General features: G+C 62.4%; 12 protein-coding genes. 11 read left to right on the top strand and 1 reads right to left on the bottom strand.

Translation table 11 applies throughout. The annotated features are described in order from the left end of the window. Positions 1-2: 2 nt before the first annotated feature. Positions 3-209: a hypothetical protein gene (locus RPB_RS12790; RefSeq protein WP_011441429.1), complete on the bottom strand. Its 207-nt coding sequence runs from the start codon at positions 207-209 to the stop codon at positions 3-5. Between the two features lie 873 nt (positions 210-1,082). Here RPB_RS12790 and RPB_RS12785 point away from each other — a divergent pair. The 11 genes from RPB_RS12785 to RPB_RS12735 all read left to right on the top strand — a co-directional run bounded on the left by RPB_RS12785 (position 1,083) and on the right by RPB_RS12735 (position 21,401). Further along, entirely contained in the window at positions 1,083-1,814 is a 732-nt protein-coding gene (locus RPB_RS12785) for a TnsA endonuclease N-terminal domain-containing protein (protein WP_198135107.1), read from the top strand. A gap of 6 nt (positions 1,815-1,820) precedes the next feature. Continuing rightward, positions 1,821-4,115, top strand: coding sequence for a hypothetical protein (locus RPB_RS12780; protein ID WP_041798235.1), 2,295 nt, complete (start codon positions 1,821-1,823; stop codon positions 4,113-4,115). A gap of 5 nt (positions 4,116-4,120) precedes the next feature. After that, entirely contained in the window at positions 4,121-5,194 is a 1,074-nt protein-coding gene (locus tag RPB_RS12775; protein WP_011441426.1) for an ATP-binding protein, read from the top strand. Further along, the gene (locus RPB_RS12770; protein WP_011441425.1) at positions 5,194-7,047 is read left to right on the top strand and encodes a TniQ family protein; all 1,854 of its coding nucleotides are present in this window, start codon (positions 5,194-5,196) and stop codon (positions 7,045-7,047) included. The genes RPB_RS12775 and RPB_RS12770 overlap by 1 nt, the downstream gene beginning before the upstream one ends. Before the next feature lie 70 nt (positions 7,048-7,117). Further along, a complete protein-coding gene (locus RPB_RS12765) occupies positions 7,118-7,450 on the top strand; it encodes a hypothetical protein (RefSeq protein ID WP_198135106.1) in 333 nt (110 codons plus the stop codon). Positions 7,451-7,657: 207 nt separating this feature from the next. After that, the gene (locus tag RPB_RS12760) at positions 7,658-9,349 is read left to right on the top strand and encodes an Eco57I restriction-modification methylase domain-containing protein (RefSeq protein WP_011441424.1); all 1,692 of its coding nucleotides are present in this window, start codon (positions 7,658-7,660) and stop codon (positions 9,347-9,349) included. Then, the gene (locus RPB_RS12755; RefSeq protein ID WP_041798233.1) at positions 9,346-12,027 is read left to right on the top strand and encodes a hypothetical protein; all 2,682 of its coding nucleotides are present in this window, start codon (positions 9,346-9,348) and stop codon (positions 12,025-12,027) included. Before RPB_RS12760 ends, RPB_RS12755 begins: the two co-directional genes overlap by 4 nt. After that, entirely contained in the window at positions 12,020-16,294 is a 4,275-nt protein-coding gene (locus tag RPB_RS12750) for a DEAD/DEAH box helicase family protein (RefSeq protein WP_011441422.1), read from the top strand. Before RPB_RS12755 ends, RPB_RS12750 begins: the two co-directional genes overlap by 8 nt. Beyond that, positions 16,291-18,522: a hypothetical protein gene (locus RPB_RS12745; RefSeq protein WP_011441421.1), complete on the top strand. Its 2,232-nt coding sequence runs from the start codon at positions 16,291-16,293 to the stop codon at positions 18,520-18,522. Before RPB_RS12750 ends, RPB_RS12745 begins: the two co-directional genes overlap by 4 nt. Next, a complete protein-coding gene (locus tag RPB_RS12740; protein ID WP_011441420.1) occupies positions 18,519-19,343 on the top strand; it encodes a hypothetical protein in 825 nt (274 codons plus the stop codon). The genes RPB_RS12745 and RPB_RS12740 overlap by 4 nt, the downstream gene beginning before the upstream one ends. Positions 19,344-20,189: 846 nt before the next feature. After that, positions 20,190-21,401, top strand: a complete 1,212-nt coding sequence (locus tag RPB_RS12735) for a restriction endonuclease (protein ID WP_011441419.1) — start codon at positions 20,190-20,192, stop codon at positions 21,399-21,401. Positions 21,402-22,013 lie beyond the last annotated feature (612 nt).

The following is a 22,013-nucleotide window of genomic DNA, read 5'->3' as shown; positions in this document are numbered from 1 at the left end:
ACTTAGCTGTTCTTTTGCTGACGTGGGCGCTTCAGATACGCCACGATCGCATCCTCGGCGATCTCGTAGGCGTTGCGCTCCTCGTCCAAGGCGGCCTTCTTCAGGCCCTTCACGATCTCTGGCTTCATGTACATCAGGACCTGGCGGCGGCCGTCCTTGCGGTCCCGGCTGCCAATGCCGGCGGTCGCCGACCCCACCTTCTTCGCCATCTCCCGTCCCCCGAATAGCTGGCTATTCACATCAGGCTACCGCCGTCACCCGAGTCGGGCAAATCCAATCAGCTATCTGGCTATCTGGCTATTTTGCTATTGACGTATGCTGGCGGGATCCTATATAGCCCGCCACCTTCCGCGTCGTGCGCCGACGCCAGACCCTCGGGAGCGCCAGATGTTCAACGACATCGATGCCGACTACCTGCTCCCGTTCTCGGGCCAGCCAGTCGCCTGACTCCGCCGTCCTCCCTTCGCTACAGGCGCAACTCCCCGGCCTCACCGTGACTTCTTGCTAGTCGTTCTCGACTAACAAAAGCCGCTGTGGATCTGCGGGATGCACTGTCAAGCGAAAAGCGACTCGTTCTCCGCATTTTTCGAAATGTGGGGAAACTGAAGGGCTTAGAAGGTCCTCGAAAACACTCTTTTTGGCGTGCTCGGCGGAGGAGCGCCGTTGCTGCGACGCCTTGTGCCGAGCCCGCTCGCGACGATTCCCGTTAGTTCGCGGGCGCCAAAAGTACCGCTCGAATCCGGGCACTCCCCGCCCGGCGAGGCATCTTGCACCGCCCGACGCTGATCGTCAGGGTGAAATCACAAGTTCGCCGAAGGAGAGAACTCGCAACCAACTGACAGCCGAACGGCTTCAAACGAAAAGAGCGGCCCTGCGCTAACAGAACCGCCCTTCGTTGAAGTCGGATCACCAGTCGTCCGGAGGGACAAACCGAGAGAACCCCGCACCAACCAACACACGGACCGTACAGCTGCTCGGCTCCGTGGTGCAAGGTTCTCTCGGCCGCCCCTCCGAAATCTCGACTTATCCCCAGCACCGGCACCTTTCCGGTGGATGGCGGAGCCATGTCCGGAGAAAGCCCCTTGCAGCCGTACACGCTCGACCAATACCTCGCGCCCGATCCCTGCATCAGGGACCCGCTCCCGTCCCCCACCGTGATCCGCCTGCCGCGCGACACCCGCGCGAGCCGGAAAATCGCGCTACGCAGCAAAGGCAGCGCGCGGGCCGGCATCGTCATCGACGACCACATCACCTACGCCGAGTCCCACCTCGAATTCCAAGCGATGCTCGCCTACAGCGCGCACCCCGACGTCGTCGAGGTGCGCGAACAGCCGCCTTCGATCGAATACGTCGACGACGACGGCGAGGTCCACGACCACACGTTCGACCTGGCCGTAACCTGCGCCGATGGCCGGCGCGTCGCCGTCTTCGCAAAGCCCGCCGCCAAGGTCGCCCGCCGCGACAGCGACCGCCAGGTCGAACTCCTCGCCGCGCAGACACCCCGGGAGTTCGCCGACGAGATCAAACTGCTGACCGAGAACGATCTCACCGACGTCGACCGCTTCAACGCGGCAGCCATCAGGCGCGCTCGGCAGCGACCGGATCCGGCAGACGACGAGGCCATCCAGCCCATCATCGACGCGCTCCGCGGCCCCACCACCATCGGCCACCTGATGCAGGCCGCCGGGATCGGCAGCTGGAGCTACGACGCGATCGTCCGCGCCGTCGCGGACCGCCGCCTCGTCCTCGTCGAGCACACCGCTCTCGACCACGACGCCGTCGTCGAACGTCCCTCCTCCTCGATCAACCGGTAGGTGCGCATGGCCATGACGCTCCGTCCCAAGCTCGTCCTGCCTACGCCACAGCGTTCGGCGCGGCCGGTCCGCTGGGCGTTCGACGACGCCGCTCGCCTCTGCCTCCTCGGCGAGCAGTTCAACTGCATCGAGACCAATGAGCGTGGATGCATCCTCGAATACACCACGAGGACGTCGCCCAACGGCCAGCCGCTGACGTTGCCGATCACATGGGACGAACTCGACGCCCTCGAACGGGATGGCGCGTTCACGTTCGAGCGCAAGGGCTATTCCCTCGAACAGTCGCGCAAAATGCTGCGCGCAGGCGCCCGCCGGATGCGCGATCTGCCGAAGAAACAGCGCGAAACCATCGCCTGGAAGCGGATGCTGATCGAGCGGTTCTGCCAACTGCAGGCGCAGGGCCTCGCCACGATGTCCGAGGCGTCGATCCGCAACGCGCTCGAAATCATCCAGAGCACGCTCTGCAGGGAGGCCGAAGAAACCAAGGCCAAGAAGGGCGCCCAGGCCGGCAGCGAAATCATCACCCTCCGGCGGATGCCGCATCCCTCGACCCTCGTCCGCTGGCTCAAGAAGATGCCCGACACCAGCAAGGAGTCCGCCATGACCCTGATGGACGGCCGCTGCAACAGCGGCAACTTCATCCCGCGGTTCAACGTCGACGAGACCGCCATCCTGTTCAGGTGCGCGCGAGCGTTCCTGATGAAGGAGAAGCCCAGCATCGCCTCCACCAACACGATGATGCGGATCGAATTCAGGAAGGTGAACGCCGAGCGTCGCAGGAAGCATCTGCCGGACCTGAAAATTCCGAGCGAGAAGAAGCTCCGCGACGTCATCGGTTCCTTCACCGCAATCGAGACCGCCGCAGGACGCGAGGGCCTCGACGAAGCCGTCAACCTCTTCCGCCCGTGCAGCGGCGGCGTGCAGGACCTCGTGCGCCCGCTGCAGCGCGTCGAGGTCGACGGCTGGAAAATCCACCTCTACATGATCGCCGTCGCGATCGGCCTCTGGGACCACTTCCCCGAGGATCTCCGCAACGCCATGAAGCCGCTCCGCATGTGGCTCACCGCCGCGCTCTGCTGCACGACGCGCTGCTACGTCGGCCTGTGGATCTCCAAGACGGTCGATGCCGCCAGCACCCTGCAGGCGCTGCGGATGATCTTCACCGACAAAACCGCGCTCGCCTCCTCGTTCGGCGCCACAACGCCCTGGGAGTATCGCGGAACGCCGGAGCTGATGGTGTTCGACACCGGATCCGAAAACTACAACGAGGATGTCGTCGCCGCCCTCACCGACCTGCGCATCCCCTTCCTGTTCCCCCAGACCAGCGCGCCCTCGGCGCGCGGACGCATCGAACGCTCCCACCGCACCCTCGACCAGAAGCTGATCTCGAACCTCTGCGGGCGCGCCATGCCGGTCCAGATGCGCAAACAGTACGAGGGCGAGGCGCGCGCGTGCATCACCGTGGACGAAGCGGTCAAGGTGATCCTCCGCTACATCGTCGACGGCTACCACAACACGCCGCACGCCGGCCTCGGAGGACAGACGCCGCGCTCGAAATGGCTCGACGTCTCCCTCGAGTTCGGAGTCCCGCGCTGCCCCGACATCCATGAACTCCGCCTCGCCCTCGGCGTGGAACGCGAGGCCCGCATGCAGGCCAGCGGCATCCTCGTCCTCGGCAACTGGTACAGGTCGCCCGAGCAGCACGCGCTGTTCCAGAAGATCCGGAACGCGCCCGTCAGGACCCGATACGACCGCGAGAACCTCGGCTGGATCTCGCTCCAGCTCGACGACGTCTCGTGGGCCACCGTGCCCGGTCCGGCCTGGATGCGCGGCGTCAACGCCGACACCTGGATGGCCGCCCGCACCGACCTGCAGCGGCGGTTCAAGATCGAAGCGCAGATGACCGAACCCATCGTGCTCGACGCCATCGCGGCCGCCCTCGAGGTCGACCGCGAGGCCCGAGGACGCAGAGGCATCATCGACTCGCCGCTCACGCAGGACATGCTCGACGCCGTCCAGGCGCGGACCCTGGCCGGCATCGCGTGGACCGACGACAACGCCGTGCCGGCGCAGCGTCCCACCGGCCTGTTCGCAGGCACCATCCCGGTCGGAACGGCCGCCACGGGCGCGCCCGACGAGCAGGATCGGCAGCGCGGCTCGACGCCGACGTCTGGAGGACCCACCCAGCCCGCCTCCGCGAAACCCTCCTACAAGCCGCCGAAGCGCGCCGCGCGCGAGACGCCGCCGACGCCCACAAAACCCAAGCCCGTCCGCTCGTGGACCAAACGCGACACGGAGTGACCGGCATGATCACGCCCGACAACGCCGATCCCGCCGCGTATCTGCGCGCCCTCTGGTCCAAGGACCAGCGCCGCCGCGAGGCGATCATCGAAGCGATCAAATCCGAATACATCCGCGGCGATCGCGACGATCTCCTGGGCAGCACCATCGACATGCTGGTCGACAATGCGGCCCGCAGACGCAACGCCAACCTGCCCCACGGCCACGACAACCGCCGCTACGGCATCGGCATGCTGCTCGTCGCCCCCAGCGGAGCCGGCAAGACCACAGCGCTCCGCGAGGCGTTCCGAAACCACCCGGCCTTTCCGAACTTCGGAGGCGCCGGGTGGTGCCCGCTGATCAGTATCGGGGCGCCCTCCCCCTGCACGCTGCGCCAACTCGCCATGCGCATCCTCGACCAGTTCGACTACGACACGGAGCGAGAACTGCGGGAGAACGCCGCCTGGCGGCGCGTCCACCTCCAGATGCGTGAGCAGAATATCCTGTTCCTGCACATCGACGACCTGCAACACGTGCTGCACCAGGCCGGCGAAGAGGAGATGCAGAAGATCCGGGACACCCTCAAGGATCTCATGACCTCCGCGGACTGGCCGGTCCACATCATCCTCTCGGGCATGCCGGATCTCGTCCCGTTCGTCGCGCACGACCGCCAGCTCCGGCGGAGGTTGAGGTATATCGCTTTCGCCGACCTCTCGGTCGCCCACGACGGCGAGGTCATCAACGACGCCGTCAAAAAGCTCGTCGAGACGTCCGGGTTGAAGCTCGATCTCGACGCCGACGTCGACCTCATCGGGCGTCTCTTCCACGCCGCCAGCTATCAGTTCGGTCTGTCGATCGAGATCGTCGGCGACGCCATCGAGAACGCGCTCCTGCGTAACGAGGGCACCCTCACGCTCGAGGACTTCGCCGTCGTCTACGGATCCCGCACCCTGCAGCCGGCAACCCAGAACCCGTTCGTCGCCAACCTGTGGTCGACCGTCGACACCAGCCTGCTCCGATCGAAGACCGAAGAGCAGAAGCCGGAATCCGCTCCGGCGAAGGCCGGCGGCAAGCTCGGCCGGGACAAGAGGCCGTCCTGATGGTCCTGCGCATCACCGTCCCCCTGGGCGATAGCGAGACCCCGGCCAGCTACGTCAGCCGGTTCGCCGCCGCCAACGGACTGCCCGCCCGCGAGTTCTGCCTGGACTGGGAAACCACGTTCCAGTCCATCGTCGACGGAAGCGCCCAGGCCATCTCCATCATCGCAGGGAAAGCAGACCTCGCCGCCGGCGACCTGATGCAGCACGCCTTCGTCAAAACCAACAAGGACAAGCACGACTACGCCTACCGAGGCGAGCGCCTGCAGCGCGGCTGGCTGAGGAGGAAGGACGTCGCAGTGTGCCCGGCTTGCCTCGCACAAGACCTGGCCTCCACCACCGGCCGCCGCCCTCGCCTGGCCGCCTACGGACGCGCGATTTGGCAGATCGCCGCCATCAAAACCTGCCCGCATCACCACATGCCGCTGATCGTCGCGGCCGACGATCTCACGCCAGGACGGCTGCACGACTTCGCGGATCTGATTGCGCCGGTCCTGCCGAACATCAGCCAGCTCGCCGCCGTCTCGCCGGCGCGGTCACCAACCGACTTCGAGACCTACCTGATCGAGCGTCTCGACAAGACCGGGGCCTCGATCCCCTTCCTCGACAGGTTGGACCTCTACGTGGCCATCCACTGCTGCGAGCTGGTCGGCGCGGTCTCGCTGCACGGACGCACGCCGAGCCTCAAGACCCTGTCCGACGAGGAATGGCGGCTCGCAGGCGCCGCCGGCTTTGACATCCTGCGCGGCGGGACCGAGTCCCTCGACGCCTTCCTCAGGGAGCTGCAACAGACCTATCCGTACACCCGCAGCGGGACCGAAGGTCCGCAGGCCGTGTTCGGTCGCGTCTACCAGGTGCTGGAGTTCGCCGCGCCCGACGCCGCCTACGACCCCGTCCGGGAGGCGATCGGCAGCTACATCCGTGCCAATTTCCCGCTCGCCGCGGGCGACGTGGTGTTCGGGGTCCCCACACCGTCCAGGACCCTGCATTCCATCCGCAGCCTCAGCCTCGAGACCGGCCAACACCCGAAACGTCTCCGGAAGATCCTAGAGGCCTCAGGAGCGCTGACGCCGGCCTCCCGGCTGTCGGTAGACGCCAACGTCCTGTTTCCGGTGCAGGCGGCCCCGCCAGCCCTTCTGGCGGGCCATACCACCCTGTCCCGGCCGGCCGCCAGCAGGCACATCAACGCGCCGCGGTGCCAGATCGACCTCCTGGTCAAGTCCGACCTCATCAAACCGGTCCTCGACGGGCGCGCCGCCGGCGCCGTCGATCAGTACGCCGTCCCCGACCTCGACAGGTTTCTGGAGCAGCTGCTTGACGGCGCCGTGAGGGTCGACAGTCCTGGTCCCGACCAGCTCGACATTCCCGCCGCCGGCAAGCGCGCCTGCTGCTCGGCCGCCGAGATCGTCCGGCTCGTCCTCGACAAGAAGCTCGCCTGGACCGGCCGCAGCGCCGGCGCGCGCGGCTACCTGGCGCTGCTCGTCGACGTCGCCGAACTGCGGCCGCTCGTCCAGGGCGACGACCACGGCGGCATCAAACCGCGCGATGTCGCCAAGCTCCTCGGCGTCAACGACCAGGTCGTCTACAGGCTCATCGAGCATGGACACCTGCCGAGCACCAGCCGCATCCACCCGATTAACCGGTGCCCGCAGACGGTGGTCATGCCCGCCGACCTGCAGGCATTCCAGCGGGCCTACGTGACACTGTTCGGACTCGCGAAGGAGCGCGGGGAGCATTTCAGAAAGACCAAGAAGGCGATGGACGACGCGGGCGTCGAGGCGGTGTTCGATCCGGCCACGCTCGGGGCGACGATCTACCGCCGCAGCGTGTCTGATCAGTCGTTCAATGCTACTTGATGACCCAGCATTACTTTGAAACGATCAACGATGGCGATTTCCTCGTCGTTCCACCACTACCTCTAGGGTCGTGGCCTCACTCATCAAGCACGGCCACCTAAATACCGTCGCCGTGGTCAACCCAATCAACCGCTGTCCGACCGTCGTTGTCATGGCGGCCGAGGTTGATCGCTTCGACGCCGAATTCGTTTCGTTGTTCGCGATCGCCCGCCAGCGCGGCCTGCATCATATGGTCGTCAAGAAGGCGCTCGACGCCGCCGGCATTGAGGCGGCGCTCGACCCGACGGTGATCGGGGCGACGTCCTACCGAAGGTCTGACATCTCCAAAGCCCGCATGTCGACCGCACAGAAAGGCACTCCCGATGATGGCCTATGCTCATTTCAAAGTCGGCCCGAAACGTAGCATCCGCAATGCTTCGCAGTTTCTGGGGATTATGAGAGGTTCGGCAGGACATCTAGGGTAATACTCCCCACCGCTGTGGTCTGCTGATTGACACCGACGTGATCTACTGAATCAATGCAATCCGGAGCTGCAGCTTGCCCAGCATCACTTTCGGCAAGTGAGCGTCCTCAAAATAGAGGAGCGCGGGTAACGCGTTGGCGAGGGGTCATGAGTGCCGAGGTAAAACGTTTCGTCCATGACGAAGCGAACACGGAACGGATCCGTGTCGCCATGCGCGCTGCCATCGCCAATATCGAAACGAATCTAGTTCCGGTCGAGCGCTTGCAGCCAAGGACGCGGCTCGCGCTCGCGGTTTCTCTGCTCGGAGGCGATCATGCGCCGCGAAAGCAGAAATTCACTGCAGGCCTCCGGAACGAACTCCTAAAAGTGGATGCCGACCAGCGTCACTACTGGCTGAGCACCTTCTACACCCTGCTTATGAGTGCGACTTTGCGCCGTGATATGGCAACGTTCTTTACGCCTCCCGCGATAGTCCGCCATCTGCTTGCGCGAGCCGAAAACGCTGGGCTGGATCTGACAACTGCCCGTGTGATCGACCCTGCAGCGGGCGGCGCCGCATTTGTGTCCACCTTGGCCGGCCGCATGACCGAGCTTGGGTGCAAGACGGACGATATCAAGAAGCGCCTCTCGGGAATCGAGATAGACGAACATCTGGCGCTGCTGGGTGAAATACTCCTCAGAGACCGGTTAAACGAAACGCGTGCTGCTGCACGACGCTCCATTCAGGTCGGCGATTCACTGAAAATCGCCAAGACCGCATTCTACGACGCAGTCTTCGTTAACCCCCCGTACGGCCGGTTGCTCGGCCTTGGGCCACAGCTTCCAGAGAGTTGGCTAGCGTTCGCTGCGCGTGGGCACATCAACCGATATGCCCTTTTCATCGACCTTGCCTTCCGGATGGCGAAGCCTGGCGGTCTCGTCGCCACGGTCACGCCATCCAGCTTCTTGGCCGGCTCGCTGTTTCAGAGGTTGCGTGAGTACATCCGCTCAAAGGCCGAAGTGGTCCGCATCGACATTCTGGAGCGCAAGGACGTGTTTCACGACGTCCAGCAAGACGCATGCGTATCGGTGTTCCGGATGCGCTCTCAGTCTGCTTGCCTACCGGCGTTCGTGCCCAAGCTGGGTCGGGTGGATCGCAATTGGCACTTCCAGGAGATCGGAACCATCACCGCGGCGTCATCTGCTCAAGGGGCTCCCTGGGTTCTTCCGGAGCGCGCCGACGGAAGCGACGAAGCGCTGCGGTCTTGCAGGTCGCGTTTGTCGGACTACGGCGTTACGCCAAAAGCTGGGTATTTTGTCTGGAATCGCGAAAAAGAGCGCCTTCAGAGCGGTCGAAAGTTTGGAACGGACTTCCCTCTCATCTGGGCGAGAAACATCAAGCCCGGAGACCCATGCAAACCCCGAAGCAAGTCCGGCACCGGCATCGACTTCGTCTCCTTCGACAAGGACAATCCGGGCATCATCCGACGTTCAGCGATCATTCTCCAGCGGACAACGAATAGCAGGCAACCGCGGCGCCTAGTCGCCGCCGTGATTCCCCGACAGGTGGTCAAGCGTCACAAGGGCTTCGTCGCCGAGAACCACACCATACTTCTGATTCCGCACGAACGCTCGAACCTGTCGCTCCTGTGCAAACTGCTGAACTCGAAAGCGGTTGACAAACGCTTTCGGTGCATCGGCGGGACATCGAGCATTTCGATATCGGCCCTGAAGGATTTGCCCCTGCCCGATCCGCGCGACATGCGGACCGCGATGTCGCGGATCAAGGATTTCGAGACGGCCGTCGAGGTTGCCTATGAGGCCTCCCGTAAGCGAAAGACCGTGGAAAGAGCGGCATGATGGGCAGAAAGCGGCCGGACAGCTTCCAGCGCGGGGACAAGAACGACCCGCTTTCTCGCCAGGAGAGATCCAAGGCGCAGGCCGACCGGATCCGCTCGCTACTGCAAAGCTCCCGCGCTCAAGGCGAAAACCCGAAGCTCTCCAGACCAGGTCATTGCAAGCCAACCACCGTCAGATATGCCTCCACCTCGGCCGCCGACAGTTGGGCCACCATGGACGCGGGCAGGCCTTTGCTGAATGCAGCGTTGGATGCCATAGCGGACGGCGGGGACCGCGCGATGCTTTCTTGGCCGGCCCGCCCCGGCGGCGCGTTCGTGGCGACCTGCGCGCTTCTCAGGGAAGCCCGGTCTTCCGGCCGCCTCGCCCACGCGACCATCGCCTATTGGCCCTGGCGCGAGGGAGCCAAGCAGGCGGCCCGGTCGATCCTCGTTAATCCGCAGGACATCGCGGACGTCTCCCTGGCCGTCTGCAACGCTCCGGACACTTCCTGGCAGGAACGTACCCTGGCGCACATGTCGCTCTGCATGATCGAGATGCGCCTTCGCGATCTGAAGCCCAGGGCTCGGGCGTCTGGCGAGATCGTCGTACGAAATCCGACCTTGCTTGAGACAACTTCGGTTTTCGCTCCTGCGAACTCCAAGGGTGAAGGGGCCTATCTTCCGGACTCCGAGCAAGTGCTTCGCCGAGTTCGGGACTACACATCAATGGGAGAGCCGCACGCCGGGCTGACCGAGCATGTGAGAGCTGTGGGTGACCCGGACTCAACCCCGTTCGCCCTGTTCGGTCTTCCACCGGCGACGGCGCCCGAAGGCCTCGCTCGCTATCTGGGAGCTCCACGCATCAAGGACTTGGGACTCGATCTTGTTGTCGCCGATCTGACCAGCACCGGTCGATCCGAGATCCGTAACTCCTGGGAAAAGAAGCTGGGCGTCTTGTTGACTGCTCTCGGTGCGATCCAGGGTCGGCGCCCGGCGCTATTCGTCCTGACGGACGATAGCTTCACCCATCGGCGCGCATTCAGTCTTCTGCGCATGCATGCCGAGAAGCGGCGTCCGAAGATCAGGGCGCAACAACTGGGATTGTTTCTGGAGAAACCGACGCTGCGCGGGCCGGCGGCCGAGCCGCCGAGGGATACTGCGCCGCTCTCCGTCCAGGCGGACATCAAGGATGCCGCCCTGGCTCCTCTTCGACAGGAATTGCTGGCGATCGGCGGCAAGCTGCGCGATTATGGAGCTGACGACGACGCGGACCAGATCAAGCGTGCCCTGGCTTTTGTCAGACGCTCAGCCTCGCTTCCCCTCGGCATGCGCGAAGCTCGCGACATCACCGATGTCCTCTACGACGAAGTCGGAGAGTTCGACGATGCCCTCAAGAAGCTTTTCCGTCCCAAGATGGCCCTCAGCGACCTCCTCGCGGTCGGCCTGCGTCAGCCCACGTTCGCACCAGCCATCGACGCGGTCGTCCAGCAGATCGAACGCAAAGTCGCGAATTGGGAAGAGGATACCCCGGTCGCGGCAAAGCTCGCCGAACTACTCACATCCGCCGATATCAATTCTGGTAAGACCTCGATCGCACTGCCCGGCCGACGCATCAGCGAGGTCTACCTGGCTTCCGATCGGGCGGTCCATTGCAACTGCGCCATTGTCGACCATCACAGTCTGCTCGATCATCTCGAAGGTCAGGATCCGGAGAGGCTGATCGTCATCGGTCCGACGCCGGAATCCATCCGCGCCTTGCTGACCGCCCGCAAGGTCCCCAGTACGGTCTATCTCCTCGGCGACGCTGCAGGAAGCTCCCTGCTCTCATCCGAATTGGCCGCGATCGAAACTATTCCGGAATTCTCCCAGTTCGCCGTCAGAGCCAAAGCCTTGACGACGGCGCTGCGACGCGGCGGGGCCGACGAGTCTCTAGATCAAGCGGAGGCAGAATTCCATGCCGCACCGCTCGTCAAGGAAAGAGGAGTCGATTTTACGCAATCCGACGGCAGGTATCGCGGTGACGTCGTTCATCTCATGATGCAGAGCGGGATCCGGCTGGATTATCGCCCGGGCGGCGAAGTCCTCAAACAGTCCCCGGGCGAATTGAGACCATTCGAACGGGCACCCGCGCGGGAGATCAGGAAGGATGACCGCATCCTCGTCCTTGATGCTTCGATCCGCGAGCCGCTCCGGCTCGCACTCGCGACGTCCCGCACCAGTCAAGCAGGGCTCTGCGTCTATCATGGCGAGATCGAAAGGATCCGCACCAGACTACCGGGGGGAACGATAGCCGAAAAGGCGCGGCACGTCCTTGCGATCATGAAACGGATCGACGCGACCGTCGGCGATGAGCAGTACAACATTCAACGGTGGCTGAGAGCCGACATCGCGCCAGCGACGGCCATTGGGACGCGAGCGCCGGGGGCCGCCCGTGACTGGAATCGCTTCCGGATATTCATGGAGGCGGTTGGCGTCGATAGCCAGATGGCCGAAGTGTACTGGAAAGCCGCCGTCCTTCCGACGCGTTCGTACCGAGCCCACGAGGGACACCAATTCAATCAGCGCGTCGTGAGCTTCGTGCTGGACAAGGAGGCCGAAGAGGCCTGGAAGACGAAGCAAGGACTGTGGCAGCAGGTGCTGGAGTCCGTCGACGTCGTCATCGACGTCGAGAAAAAATCCGTCGGAGCGAGCAATGGCTGACCCCCTAGCGCTTGCCGGACTTTCGGCGGACGATCGCCAGGAGCTGAAGGAAGCGGTGTGCGATGCCGTGCTTGACCGGACGCGGCAGATCGTCAGCGGCGAAGGCGATTTCGGTAGAACGATCTTCCACGAAAGGCCAGCCAGACGGCTTTCGAGTGGCTTCATCCTGCCGAGGCTCGATGCGGCCGGAGACGACGAATCTAGCGATATCCGGATTGCTTCTCATGGACTCGATTTCAGACTGCTTTCGGGAGGCAGTGGCGAAATCATCGTACAACCCACGTTCAGCGTCTATGTTCGGGCTCTTCCAACAACGGACGAGCTTTTCGCGCGAAACGGCTGGCTCATTCCCCCGCCAGGCTTCAACCAAGCGGCCAAAATCCAGATCCGCGACGCCCGTCGACAAAGGTTCAACAGCGAAATACCTGCCGGCGCGACGCCGGGCGAGAAATCCCGACTTCGCGCTAAAATATCGCGCGAAGTCTACACGGCATTTGGCGTGGTCGTTCCAGCAAATACGCCATCGCCTCCGATCGGGATTGACGCGGAGACCAACGAAACGCCGGCAGCAAACGGAGATCAGCTGGCCGAAAACGGTGATCCGATCGGACTACTGCCTGTTCCCGGACTAGACAGACTGAGAATCCCCAATGCTCTTTCTCAAAGATACGAGGTTCCGCTGAAATGGATCCGGCTGGCCGTCGAGGTCGAGCCGCTACGCCTGCCGCTACCCTGCGAACCAGATGCATGGACACGCGTGACGTCGGCCTACAAGCTGATACTGAATGGCGCGATCAAGGCTGCCTACAGATCGTGGATAGGTTCTCCAGACGGAGAATTGAACGCCTGGCGCAAGGTATATCCTCCGTCGGAATCCTTCTGGTCGCGTGAGAATTGGGACCGCTTTCTCCTCGATGCCCGCGGGCGGCCTAGGATCGAGAAAGATCTCGTTCCAGATTTCGACATCGAGATCCTCGCACAGGCTTTGCAGGACCCGCTGGTCCCGGGGGCCTATTCGACGCGTATCGCGATCGAAAACATGCGCGAAGGCGACCCCACTCAGGAGTTTGGTCTGTTTGGCGTTTCGCTGAACGTGACCATTCCCCCTGATGTCATTGGACCGATGCGGCTGGAGCGAGTGAAGCGCAGCTACCACCTTGCGGGCTTCATGACCATGCCGGCCATGGGCGTGAACGGTGGCGTCGAAGATCTCGGGATTTCCGTTGGCGGACGGCAGATGCGCACAACTTGGATGCCGCGCTACGTGCTTCCCCGGACGACGGCGACCGAGGTCCCGGCCGTCGTTACTCAGTACGGCTCCCTCTGCCTAACGACGACTGATGTCAGCGTCCTTCAGGCGCTCCCGGGCGAGATGGATCAGTGGATCGAAAAGGTGGCGGAAAATACCGCAATCAGCCAGCCGGGCGAGGAAGGTAGCGACATCGACGAGTCCGCGCAGAGGACGCGGTTCGGCGACGACCTTCAGGCGTGGAAACGCGAAGCCGACAGGATTCGGAAGGGTGCCCAGATACTCTCCCGATCGAGGCAGGCTTGGCAGATCGCCCCGAACTCGTCCGCCGCGATCCCCTACCGTGCTTGGATTCTGCTGAACCGGACCATGGCTAGGGCCAACCCGGATACGCCTGGCAACCGACCGAGATGGCGCCTCTTCCAGCTTGCGTTTATTCTGGCGCACGTTCCGACATTTGCATCGCGTGTTCCGGAATTCGCTAGCGACTTCGATGCTGCCTTCGACGAGGATGCGGCAAGCTTGCTGTATATGGCAACTGGCGGCGGCAAGACGGAAGCGTTCTTCGGCATTCTGGTCTTCGCCCTATTCCTGGACCGCATCCGCGGGAAATTACGCGGCGTGACGGCGATGATGCATTATCCGCTCCGCCTACTGACCGTGCAGCAGGCGCAAAGACTCGCCCGACTGCTTGCCAACGCAGAGATGGTTCGCAGAAGCGAGCGGATCGGCGGCGCAGCGTTCGAGATCGGATTCTGGGTCGGCAGCGCGAATACCCCAAATGTCACCGAAGAGCGGCAAGGTAAGCCGTCGGAGCAGATGAGATGCATACCGATCGTGGACAGTCCGCGCGGCCGCGACGAGCAAGCCGTCCTCGCCGGTCAAAGCAGGGCCGACCGTGAGTATGTTATTGCGCACGAAGCCTGGAATAAGTTGCCGCGTTGCCCCTTCTGCAATTCGCCTCGGGAAACCGGACTGCGCCTCTATCCTGAGCAAGATCACCGGCTTGGAATCGTATGTTTCGAAGCAAGATGTGACTGGAACCTCGCGACAAGCGGCCGGGACGGGCATCGTGCGCCGCTTCCCTTCCTGCTGACCGACACCGATATCTACCGCGCGGCGCCATCGGTGCTTTTGGGCACGATCGACAAGTTGGCCCTCCTCGGCCAGAACGTCGCGACGATCGACCGCATCGCCGGCATGCTCGGCATGGCGCGGTATATCCAGGGCGGCCCTCTTGGTCGTCTGCACATGGCGCCTCAGCAGAACGCGGACGTGCCGGCTGATTTCCGACGGGTAGCTCCATCCTTCGCCTCCGGCGACGAGGTGTTCTTCGATCCGTTCCCGAGCCTGATCGTCCAGGACGAGATGCATCTTCTCGAAGAGAGCCTCGGCACATTCGGCGGCATCTTCGAAACCGCCCTGTTCGAATGGATGAGCCGGCTGGCTCCGCTTCTAGGAGATCGCGTGGCCCAGGTTCACGCAGCACCGGGAAAACCGAGGCTTCCGCATGTGATCGGAGCGACGGCGACCGCCGCCGATGTCGCGAAGCACACCAAGGCGGTGTATCAGCGCCAGGTCGTCCAGTTTCCACATCCGGGTCCAGCGCTGCATGAGGGGTTCTATACGCAGCTGGCGACCTTCGAACCGACCGGCGATGCCGCTCAAACGCGGCTCGCCTCCGGAACGACCCCGCGAGGTCTCGAACTCGCTGCTCCATGGGGGCGCGTCTATGCGAGCCTGATGACCAACGGTCGGCTTCACACCGTCACAACGCTCTCGGTACTGGCCGCCCACGCGGCGACGATCACCAGGTGGCAGCGCGATCTGTCGTCATCCGACCCGACCAGGCAGGCACGCGCCGCGGACGAGATGATGGCCAGCGTCTCTTCCGCGCCGTGGGCAGACCGTCGATCGCGCGCATTACGGGAGGCCGCCGCCGCCGGGCGCTACGACAGGCTTGCCCAGCTTGTCGATCTGCACCGCATCCAGCTGACCTACGTCACGAATAAAAAAGGCGGCGATCAGATACTCTCGGCGCTCGAGACGGAGGTACGCGAAATCCACGCAGCGATGGGCGAAGAATACACTTTGTCCGACTTCTCGATGGAGCTGATCTCCGGCGGAGTCGACATCGCAGACATCCAGTCCGTTATCAGGCGATCGGAGCAACCTTTCGACCCAATGTCGGAGGATATTGCGACCACGCTGCGGGGCATCGTCGCCACTTCGGCAATCTCGCACGGAGTTGACGTCGAATTCTTCAACGCGATGGCCTTCGCCGGTATGCCTTCGGACGTGGCTGAGTACATCCAGGCATCCTCTCGCGTCGGACGAACCCACGTAGGTTTCTCGCTGCTGATCCCGACGCCTCAGACGCGGCGCGACCGTTTCATAGTGGAGGTCCATGAGGCCTTCCATCGCCTGCTGGAACGCATGATCTCACCGCCAGCCGTCGAACGTTGGGCGGACCGTGCCATCGGCCGTACGATTCCTTCCATGGTCCAGACCTGGCTCTCTGGTGTCCGGTACAACGAGCGCTTCGTCGCCACCGCGGACGATCAAAAAGCGACCGTGAACATGCCATCGACCGTGGAGGCAGCGGCGAGGCTGCTGCGTAACCGACCCGACTTCGACGATTGCGTGCGCTTCGTCGCGAACGCCGTCGGGATCGGCGCCGCCACCGGAGCTCCTACCAATCCGGATTACTACGGAGACCTGGTCCGCTCCCAGATCGACCGCATCCGTCAGGTGCTCGACAGCAAAAGCTACACAGGCAGTCTCAACGACTTCTGGAAGGCGACGAACACGGGCCTCGTCCGTCCCATGACTAGTCTGCGGGACGTTGACGTGCAGGGGCGCATCCAGGGCAGCCGCCTTTCTCAGAAAAACAGGCCCATTACGGACGAGCAGTTGCTCGGCGCAGTCACAATGATCCGAAACCGCTGCGTCTCGCGCCGCAGAAGATATGGCGCGACAAGCGAACTCGACGACGGTGCAGACGGAGCGACCACATGACTGCCAAACCACCATCCATGCAGCGATCGCGCAGTCAACTCGCCACGGCCTATGCGCCTCATAGCCTCTTCACGTTCGAAGGCGGCTCTGGGGCCTGCATGGCGCTTCCTAGCCCAGGGAACCGGGCTGCCGGAGACGAGCTGAGTCCGAACACACAGAAGATGATCTCCGAACAGATCCAAGAATACTTCGAGGCGTGGGCATTAAGGGCGGCACGCGGGATCGGACTTCGGCATCCGGTCCCCTTGAACCTGGCCGTCGACGGCCGGGTCGTCAGCGACGAGCGGGTGCGGGTGCGCTCTGGAGAATTCGCATTCCAAATTCCAGATCATGTCGGCTACGTCCCGTTCCCCCTTTCGTTCGTCTGCACCCGTTGTAATCTGCATATATCGGTAGATCGGGTGGAACGTCTGACCGACGAAGCATCGCGCTTCCGGACCGCATGCCCGTCGGGTGCGGATAGCTGTGCGGACAATTGGCAGCAGCTCGACGTCGTTTTTGCTCACTGGTCGGGAAGCGTAGAGCCGATCACGCCGAGCCATCGACGGTGGCAGAACGGTGTCGTGCAGGACTACGATCGATGTGAAAATTGCAATGAGGATCGCTTCTACCTGCATCGTCCACCCGGACGACTCGCGAACTGGGTGTTTCAATGCGTCGAGTGCAAACTTCCGAGGCCTGTCCAACAGCGGGATCTGACGACGCTTGAGGAGCTCGGCCCCCTGATCGCACAAAACCAGGCACTGCCCGCCGAAATAAACATGGAGCCGGTCTCCTACAGAGCCTCGGCTGCCTATTACGTTCATGGCGACCGGCTGCTGGTCTTCGATCAGGAACGGTACATCCAGCTGCTGAACTCAACCAATACGGGTCCGCTCGTAGCGCTTCTTTCCAGCGAATACGGCTATCCGCCCACCGCGATCGATGATGCGGAAAAAGAACGTCTCCTGCTGGCGGCCGGTCAGGGCGATAAGTGGAACCGCTATCGGCAATTTCGAAGCTTCCTTCCGACGCTTGAGGCGATGACCCCCTCTCCGGTCGACATGATCAACGAGCAGCGAGCGTATCTCGCCGAAATGGACGCCGACTGGAACAGGACGGTTTTCGCGGGCCATCAGCAGGCCGTGGATGGAATCGAGCGTGCCGGCCGCGAGCGCACGGAATATGTCCGCCGTTTCGATCCTGTGCGCATGGCGCTCGAACACAAGACCCTCACCGAAGAGCGTCTGCGAGGGCGGCAGATGCCTGACGGCAAGGATGTGTCGGTAGATCTTACGATCCTCGACGACTTCCTGTTTCCCGACGACCTTGGGGCTGACGAGCGCTCGCGACTCCTCGATCAAGTCCGTATACGCCGAGACCTGCTGGGGATGGCCGAGTTGCGCCTCGTCCGAGACGTCAGGGTGTGCGAATATACGTTCGGCTACACGCGGACAAGTTCGCTGCCGACGGTCCAACGCGACAAGTCTGGCACAGCTGAATTGCCGGTACGCCTGCGGCTGTTCGACCGAGTGCAGGTCGGTGATCGCGGCGTCCATCCAATACTCTGCCTCGTACAGTCCAACGAGGGCTTCTACATCCGCCTCGACGAGGAATGCGTTCTGGAGTGGTTGGAGGCGAACGGCATCCGCCCTGCCCCCGCCGCTCCAGGCGTCCGGCTGGGCGGACGCCTGATCGAGGAATACGCGCAGATGCAGGCAAACGAAGACGTCCGCTTCTCGCGCTTTCTTGACGAATATCGGCGCGAGCGCAGCGTGCCGCGCCTCGCCTATCCGTACGTCTACACGCTTCTCCACACGATGGCTCACCACCTCCTCGGGACATCGTCCTCGATGTCGGGCCTCGATCTCGGCTCGTTCGGCGAGCACATCTTCGTGCCCGACCTAGCGTTCCTAGTCTATCGGCGGGGCATGACCATGGATCTCGGCAACCTGTCGTCTATGTGGCGCGACCGCGGAGATCCATGGTTCGGCAACGAGGTCCTCGAACGCATGGTCGATCCAGCCAGTCTTCGGTGCGGCTCCGAGAGCGTGTGCAACCATCGCGGTGGCGCATGTCCAGACTGCCTGCTGATCCCCGAGAGCGCATGTCTGACCCGGAACGAGTTGCTGTCGCGCTCAGTATTGATAGGCCGCGGTCAGCCGCGCTGGGACGCCGAAGGCCGCGCGTTGATCGGATACTACGACGTTGCCCGTAGACGAGCGGCAGCGGCCCCGGTCGATCCATGAATGCCGCGCTTGGATCATCGCTCTCCCGCTCGCTCGTCGCCGAGCTCGGCGATGATTGCGCTGCCGCGGCCAAACTGGCCGCCGCCATCACGCTACGCAGATCTGGATCGATCGACGAGGCAAGCCTGCCGGCGCTTTCGCGACCCGTTCTCGACCGGATCTCCGCAGATTTCGTGCGCCGTGGATGGCTAACGCCTTTGGTGTCCGGGTGGCTCATTGGACCCGCCGCCTTGCCAAGTGAGGTGGGGGCATTTTTGGAAGGTGCGGCGGCTATGCGAACCCATGACTCCTCTAAAGAGACGGCGATTGCGGTCGTCACGATGCCGCCACCTCCGAGCGCGATCGGGGTCGCGCTTTCCCAAACAGGCGTCGCTCATAGCTCCCTAGTCCCCACGAATGACGCATTTTTACGTGTCGCTGCCACCGCCATCGACAGTTTCATTCTCATGACGCCATTTCTAAACACCGAGGGACTAAGATATGCCGTCAAACTGTTTTCAGACACGCGTGCCCAGCAGAAACGCCTCATCGTGCGGCGCGCCGGCGACGCGACCCGCGTCGTTCAAGAACACGCAGCAGAACTTTCAACGATCGGCGTGGAAGCCTTCGACTATACTGTCGATCTGGGCGATGGCTTCGAAACTTTCCACGCCAAGGTCGCGCTCGCCGATTCCGCCCTTGCCTATGTCGGCAGCGCCAACATGACCGTATTTGCACGCCATTCTATGGACCTTGGCATCCTCGTTGAAGGACGGTCCGCGCGGGTAATTGCGAACGTGATCCGCGCAGTGCTGCGCGTTGCGAAGCCTTTGCAGATTTGAACGCCCACCGGCTGGCGTAGTGATCGGAGATCTCTCCCTATAATGCCAGCTTTCGCGTTGTGTGGCCGTTTTGACGTAGGGGGCCCACTTTGCTTCGTATTGCAGTGTTCCCGGCGAGGGTCAGCGGAATCCGACCTTGAAAACTCAACGGCTTAATGAAAGCCGCTAATTCGAACAATACCCGTCGCCGCAGGGGGATGCCGATGCCCTTTGGGATGATGTGAGGCGGACCGCCGAGGAAGAGGCCCGGCTCACCTCGTACGGCATCGTCGGGCTGCCCCTGCTCGCCGACGTGCTTCCGCTCCTGGTGAACTCCGTCGGCAACGTCCCGAGCGTCGGCTGCTCGATCGACCAGCTCCGCCCTGCGCTCGCCAGGGCCAGTTGAGCGAAAACGCGAAGCGCGATCCTCCGCGGCGCCATCGCTTAGGAGGATTGATTCGTCATCAACAGATATCGACGGCGCGCCGGGCTCCCCAACGGGGAGGCCAGGCGTATGCTTACGCGGCTCCGCGAATACCGTTCGTTTGAGGGCAAATTGTACTTCGCAGAGCCTCCAGCCGCAGTTCGAGCCGGCTGCCCGGTCGTGTGAATTCAGTAGCTTCGCGGCGGCCGAGGTCACAAAGTGCGGTGGTTCACAGCATTTCACCCCAAATAGACGTCAGATTTATCCTATAAGGGCGTCATATTTGGGGTGAGTGGTGCCTTAGTGGGCTTCACCTTCTCCATCGGGAAAGGAGTGGAGCCAAAATCAAGCAATTCGCGGCGATCCATGGATCGCCGCGAATTGCTTTGTAAAAGTGCCTATCGACGGATTGCCATATTGAAAGGACAAGATTCGAGGCTTTGATGGCGACTCTCGACTTCGGCGAACTTAGCAGTAAGCCTCCGGGGGAGAACCTTGAGGGTCTCGTCCGTTTGATTGGAGAACGGTTGGGCCTGACAGTGTCGTGGACGGGTCGTGGCGCGGATCAAGGCCGAGACCTAATTTTCACCGAAACCCAGTCGGGACGGATCGGATCGACGCCAGTCAGGTGGTTGGTGAGTTGCAAGGACAACTCAAAAACCAATCAATCGGTCAGCGAACAGGACGTCGGCAGTGTCTTGGACAAGATACGGCAGCACGATTGCGCAGGCTTTTTACTGGCGACCACGACAACTGTTGGAGCGGCTCTGAAGGCGAAGTTGGACGGTCTGCAGAGCAATCCCAAGGACCGCATCCAGACCAAAGTTTGGGATCGCTTTGAACTGAGCGCAATGCTGTTATCGGACTCGTTTGCCGATCTGCTGCGACAATTCTTTCCCAAGGAACAGGCAAAGAATGCGGCCATCGCGATCGATGCGGCTCGCGAGCGGATCGAGACCTCGGTGCCCCGGGTTGTTGTCGGCGCGCTACGAGGTCATCTGGTGCCCTACTCCGAGCGGGTGAAATCGTTGAGCGGCGCAACCGTGTGGCCCCACGATGCCGACCAACAGAAGCTCATAGATCAGGTCGTTCCCAAAATCGTCGGCCGCTTGCCCAAAGAGTCTACGATCGCGAAACTCCGGGACCTTCACTTCGATGCGTTTCTCGCGCTCACGGACCGTTTGATCCGTGCCTTTCCGCATGACGCATACACCCATTTACTCGAGCTTGCGCGGACGGACGACGACAGCAGCCGCATCTACAATCTCATCGACATTTTGCGTGAATTCGATCAATTCACTGACGAAATCGAGCTGTCGATTGCAGGGCGGTGCGACGCCGAGACGCTGTGCGAACTGTATGACGATTTCATCGTCGAGAGCCTTGGCGAGGAGGGTTATTGGGGCCGCCATACCCTTTGGGAGATAGAGCGCTTTCACGACCACACCGAGATTCACGACATCGAGGTCGATGAAGTCGCGTTCACGGGCGGCGAAGGAGTCTCCTTCACGGCGCTGGTGCATTTCGACGTCAGCGGCTCGACGGATGACGGTGACGACGGATATTCCAGCCGTGATACGTTCACATATCTGGCATCGGGCTATCTGGATTTCCCCCGCCGCGCAGTTGTCGAAGATCTTAAATTCCGGCCGTAGCTCCAGCGAGCGTAGCCCGGGTGAGCGCAGCGATACCCGGGGCTCATCACGTTGCTGAGACGCCGCTCCCGGATGGTGCTTCGCTTATCCGGGCTACGGACTAGTTCTCCTACACCTGACTGACGAGACGTTTTGGGATCAGCATAAGCTGTGGGAAATAGAGCGATTTCATGACTTCACCGAAATCAAGAACATCGTAACAGTCGTTGTCCACTGCATGCCCAGGGAAAGCTCCTGGATCTCTTGTCCAGCCATTGCGTAGCTCCTGCTGTTTACTATTTCTGCTTACGTACGATCTCAATAACTGACTTATCGACAAACTCGACGAGCATCGCGACAACTCGCTGATCCGATATTTCCTTTCTATCGATAATCACTACGGGCGCATCATCCCGCTCTTGGAATAGTCCGTTGCTCGACACACCCCCCGCAAGGGCAATATTAATGTTCTCGTCGTTCAAGCGAACTTGCTGCCGTTTGACCGATAGAACTAGGCGAAGCTGCCTATCGAATCCTGGATCAGCGTCCTTTAGACAGTGAGGCTCAGCTCTCGTCTCTCGCCCAGCCTGAGCAAACTTAAGTTTCGGCCTAATCAGTGAGGCGACCCGCTCC

The organism is Rhodopseudomonas palustris HaA2 (assembly GCF_000013365.1).
Classification (GTDB): domain Bacteria; phylum Pseudomonadota; class Alphaproteobacteria; order Rhizobiales; family Xanthobacteraceae; genus Rhodopseudomonas; species Rhodopseudomonas palustris_J.
The sequence above is the reverse complement of the archived record's forward strand: the minus strand, read 5'-3'. Positions and strand labels throughout refer to the sequence as shown.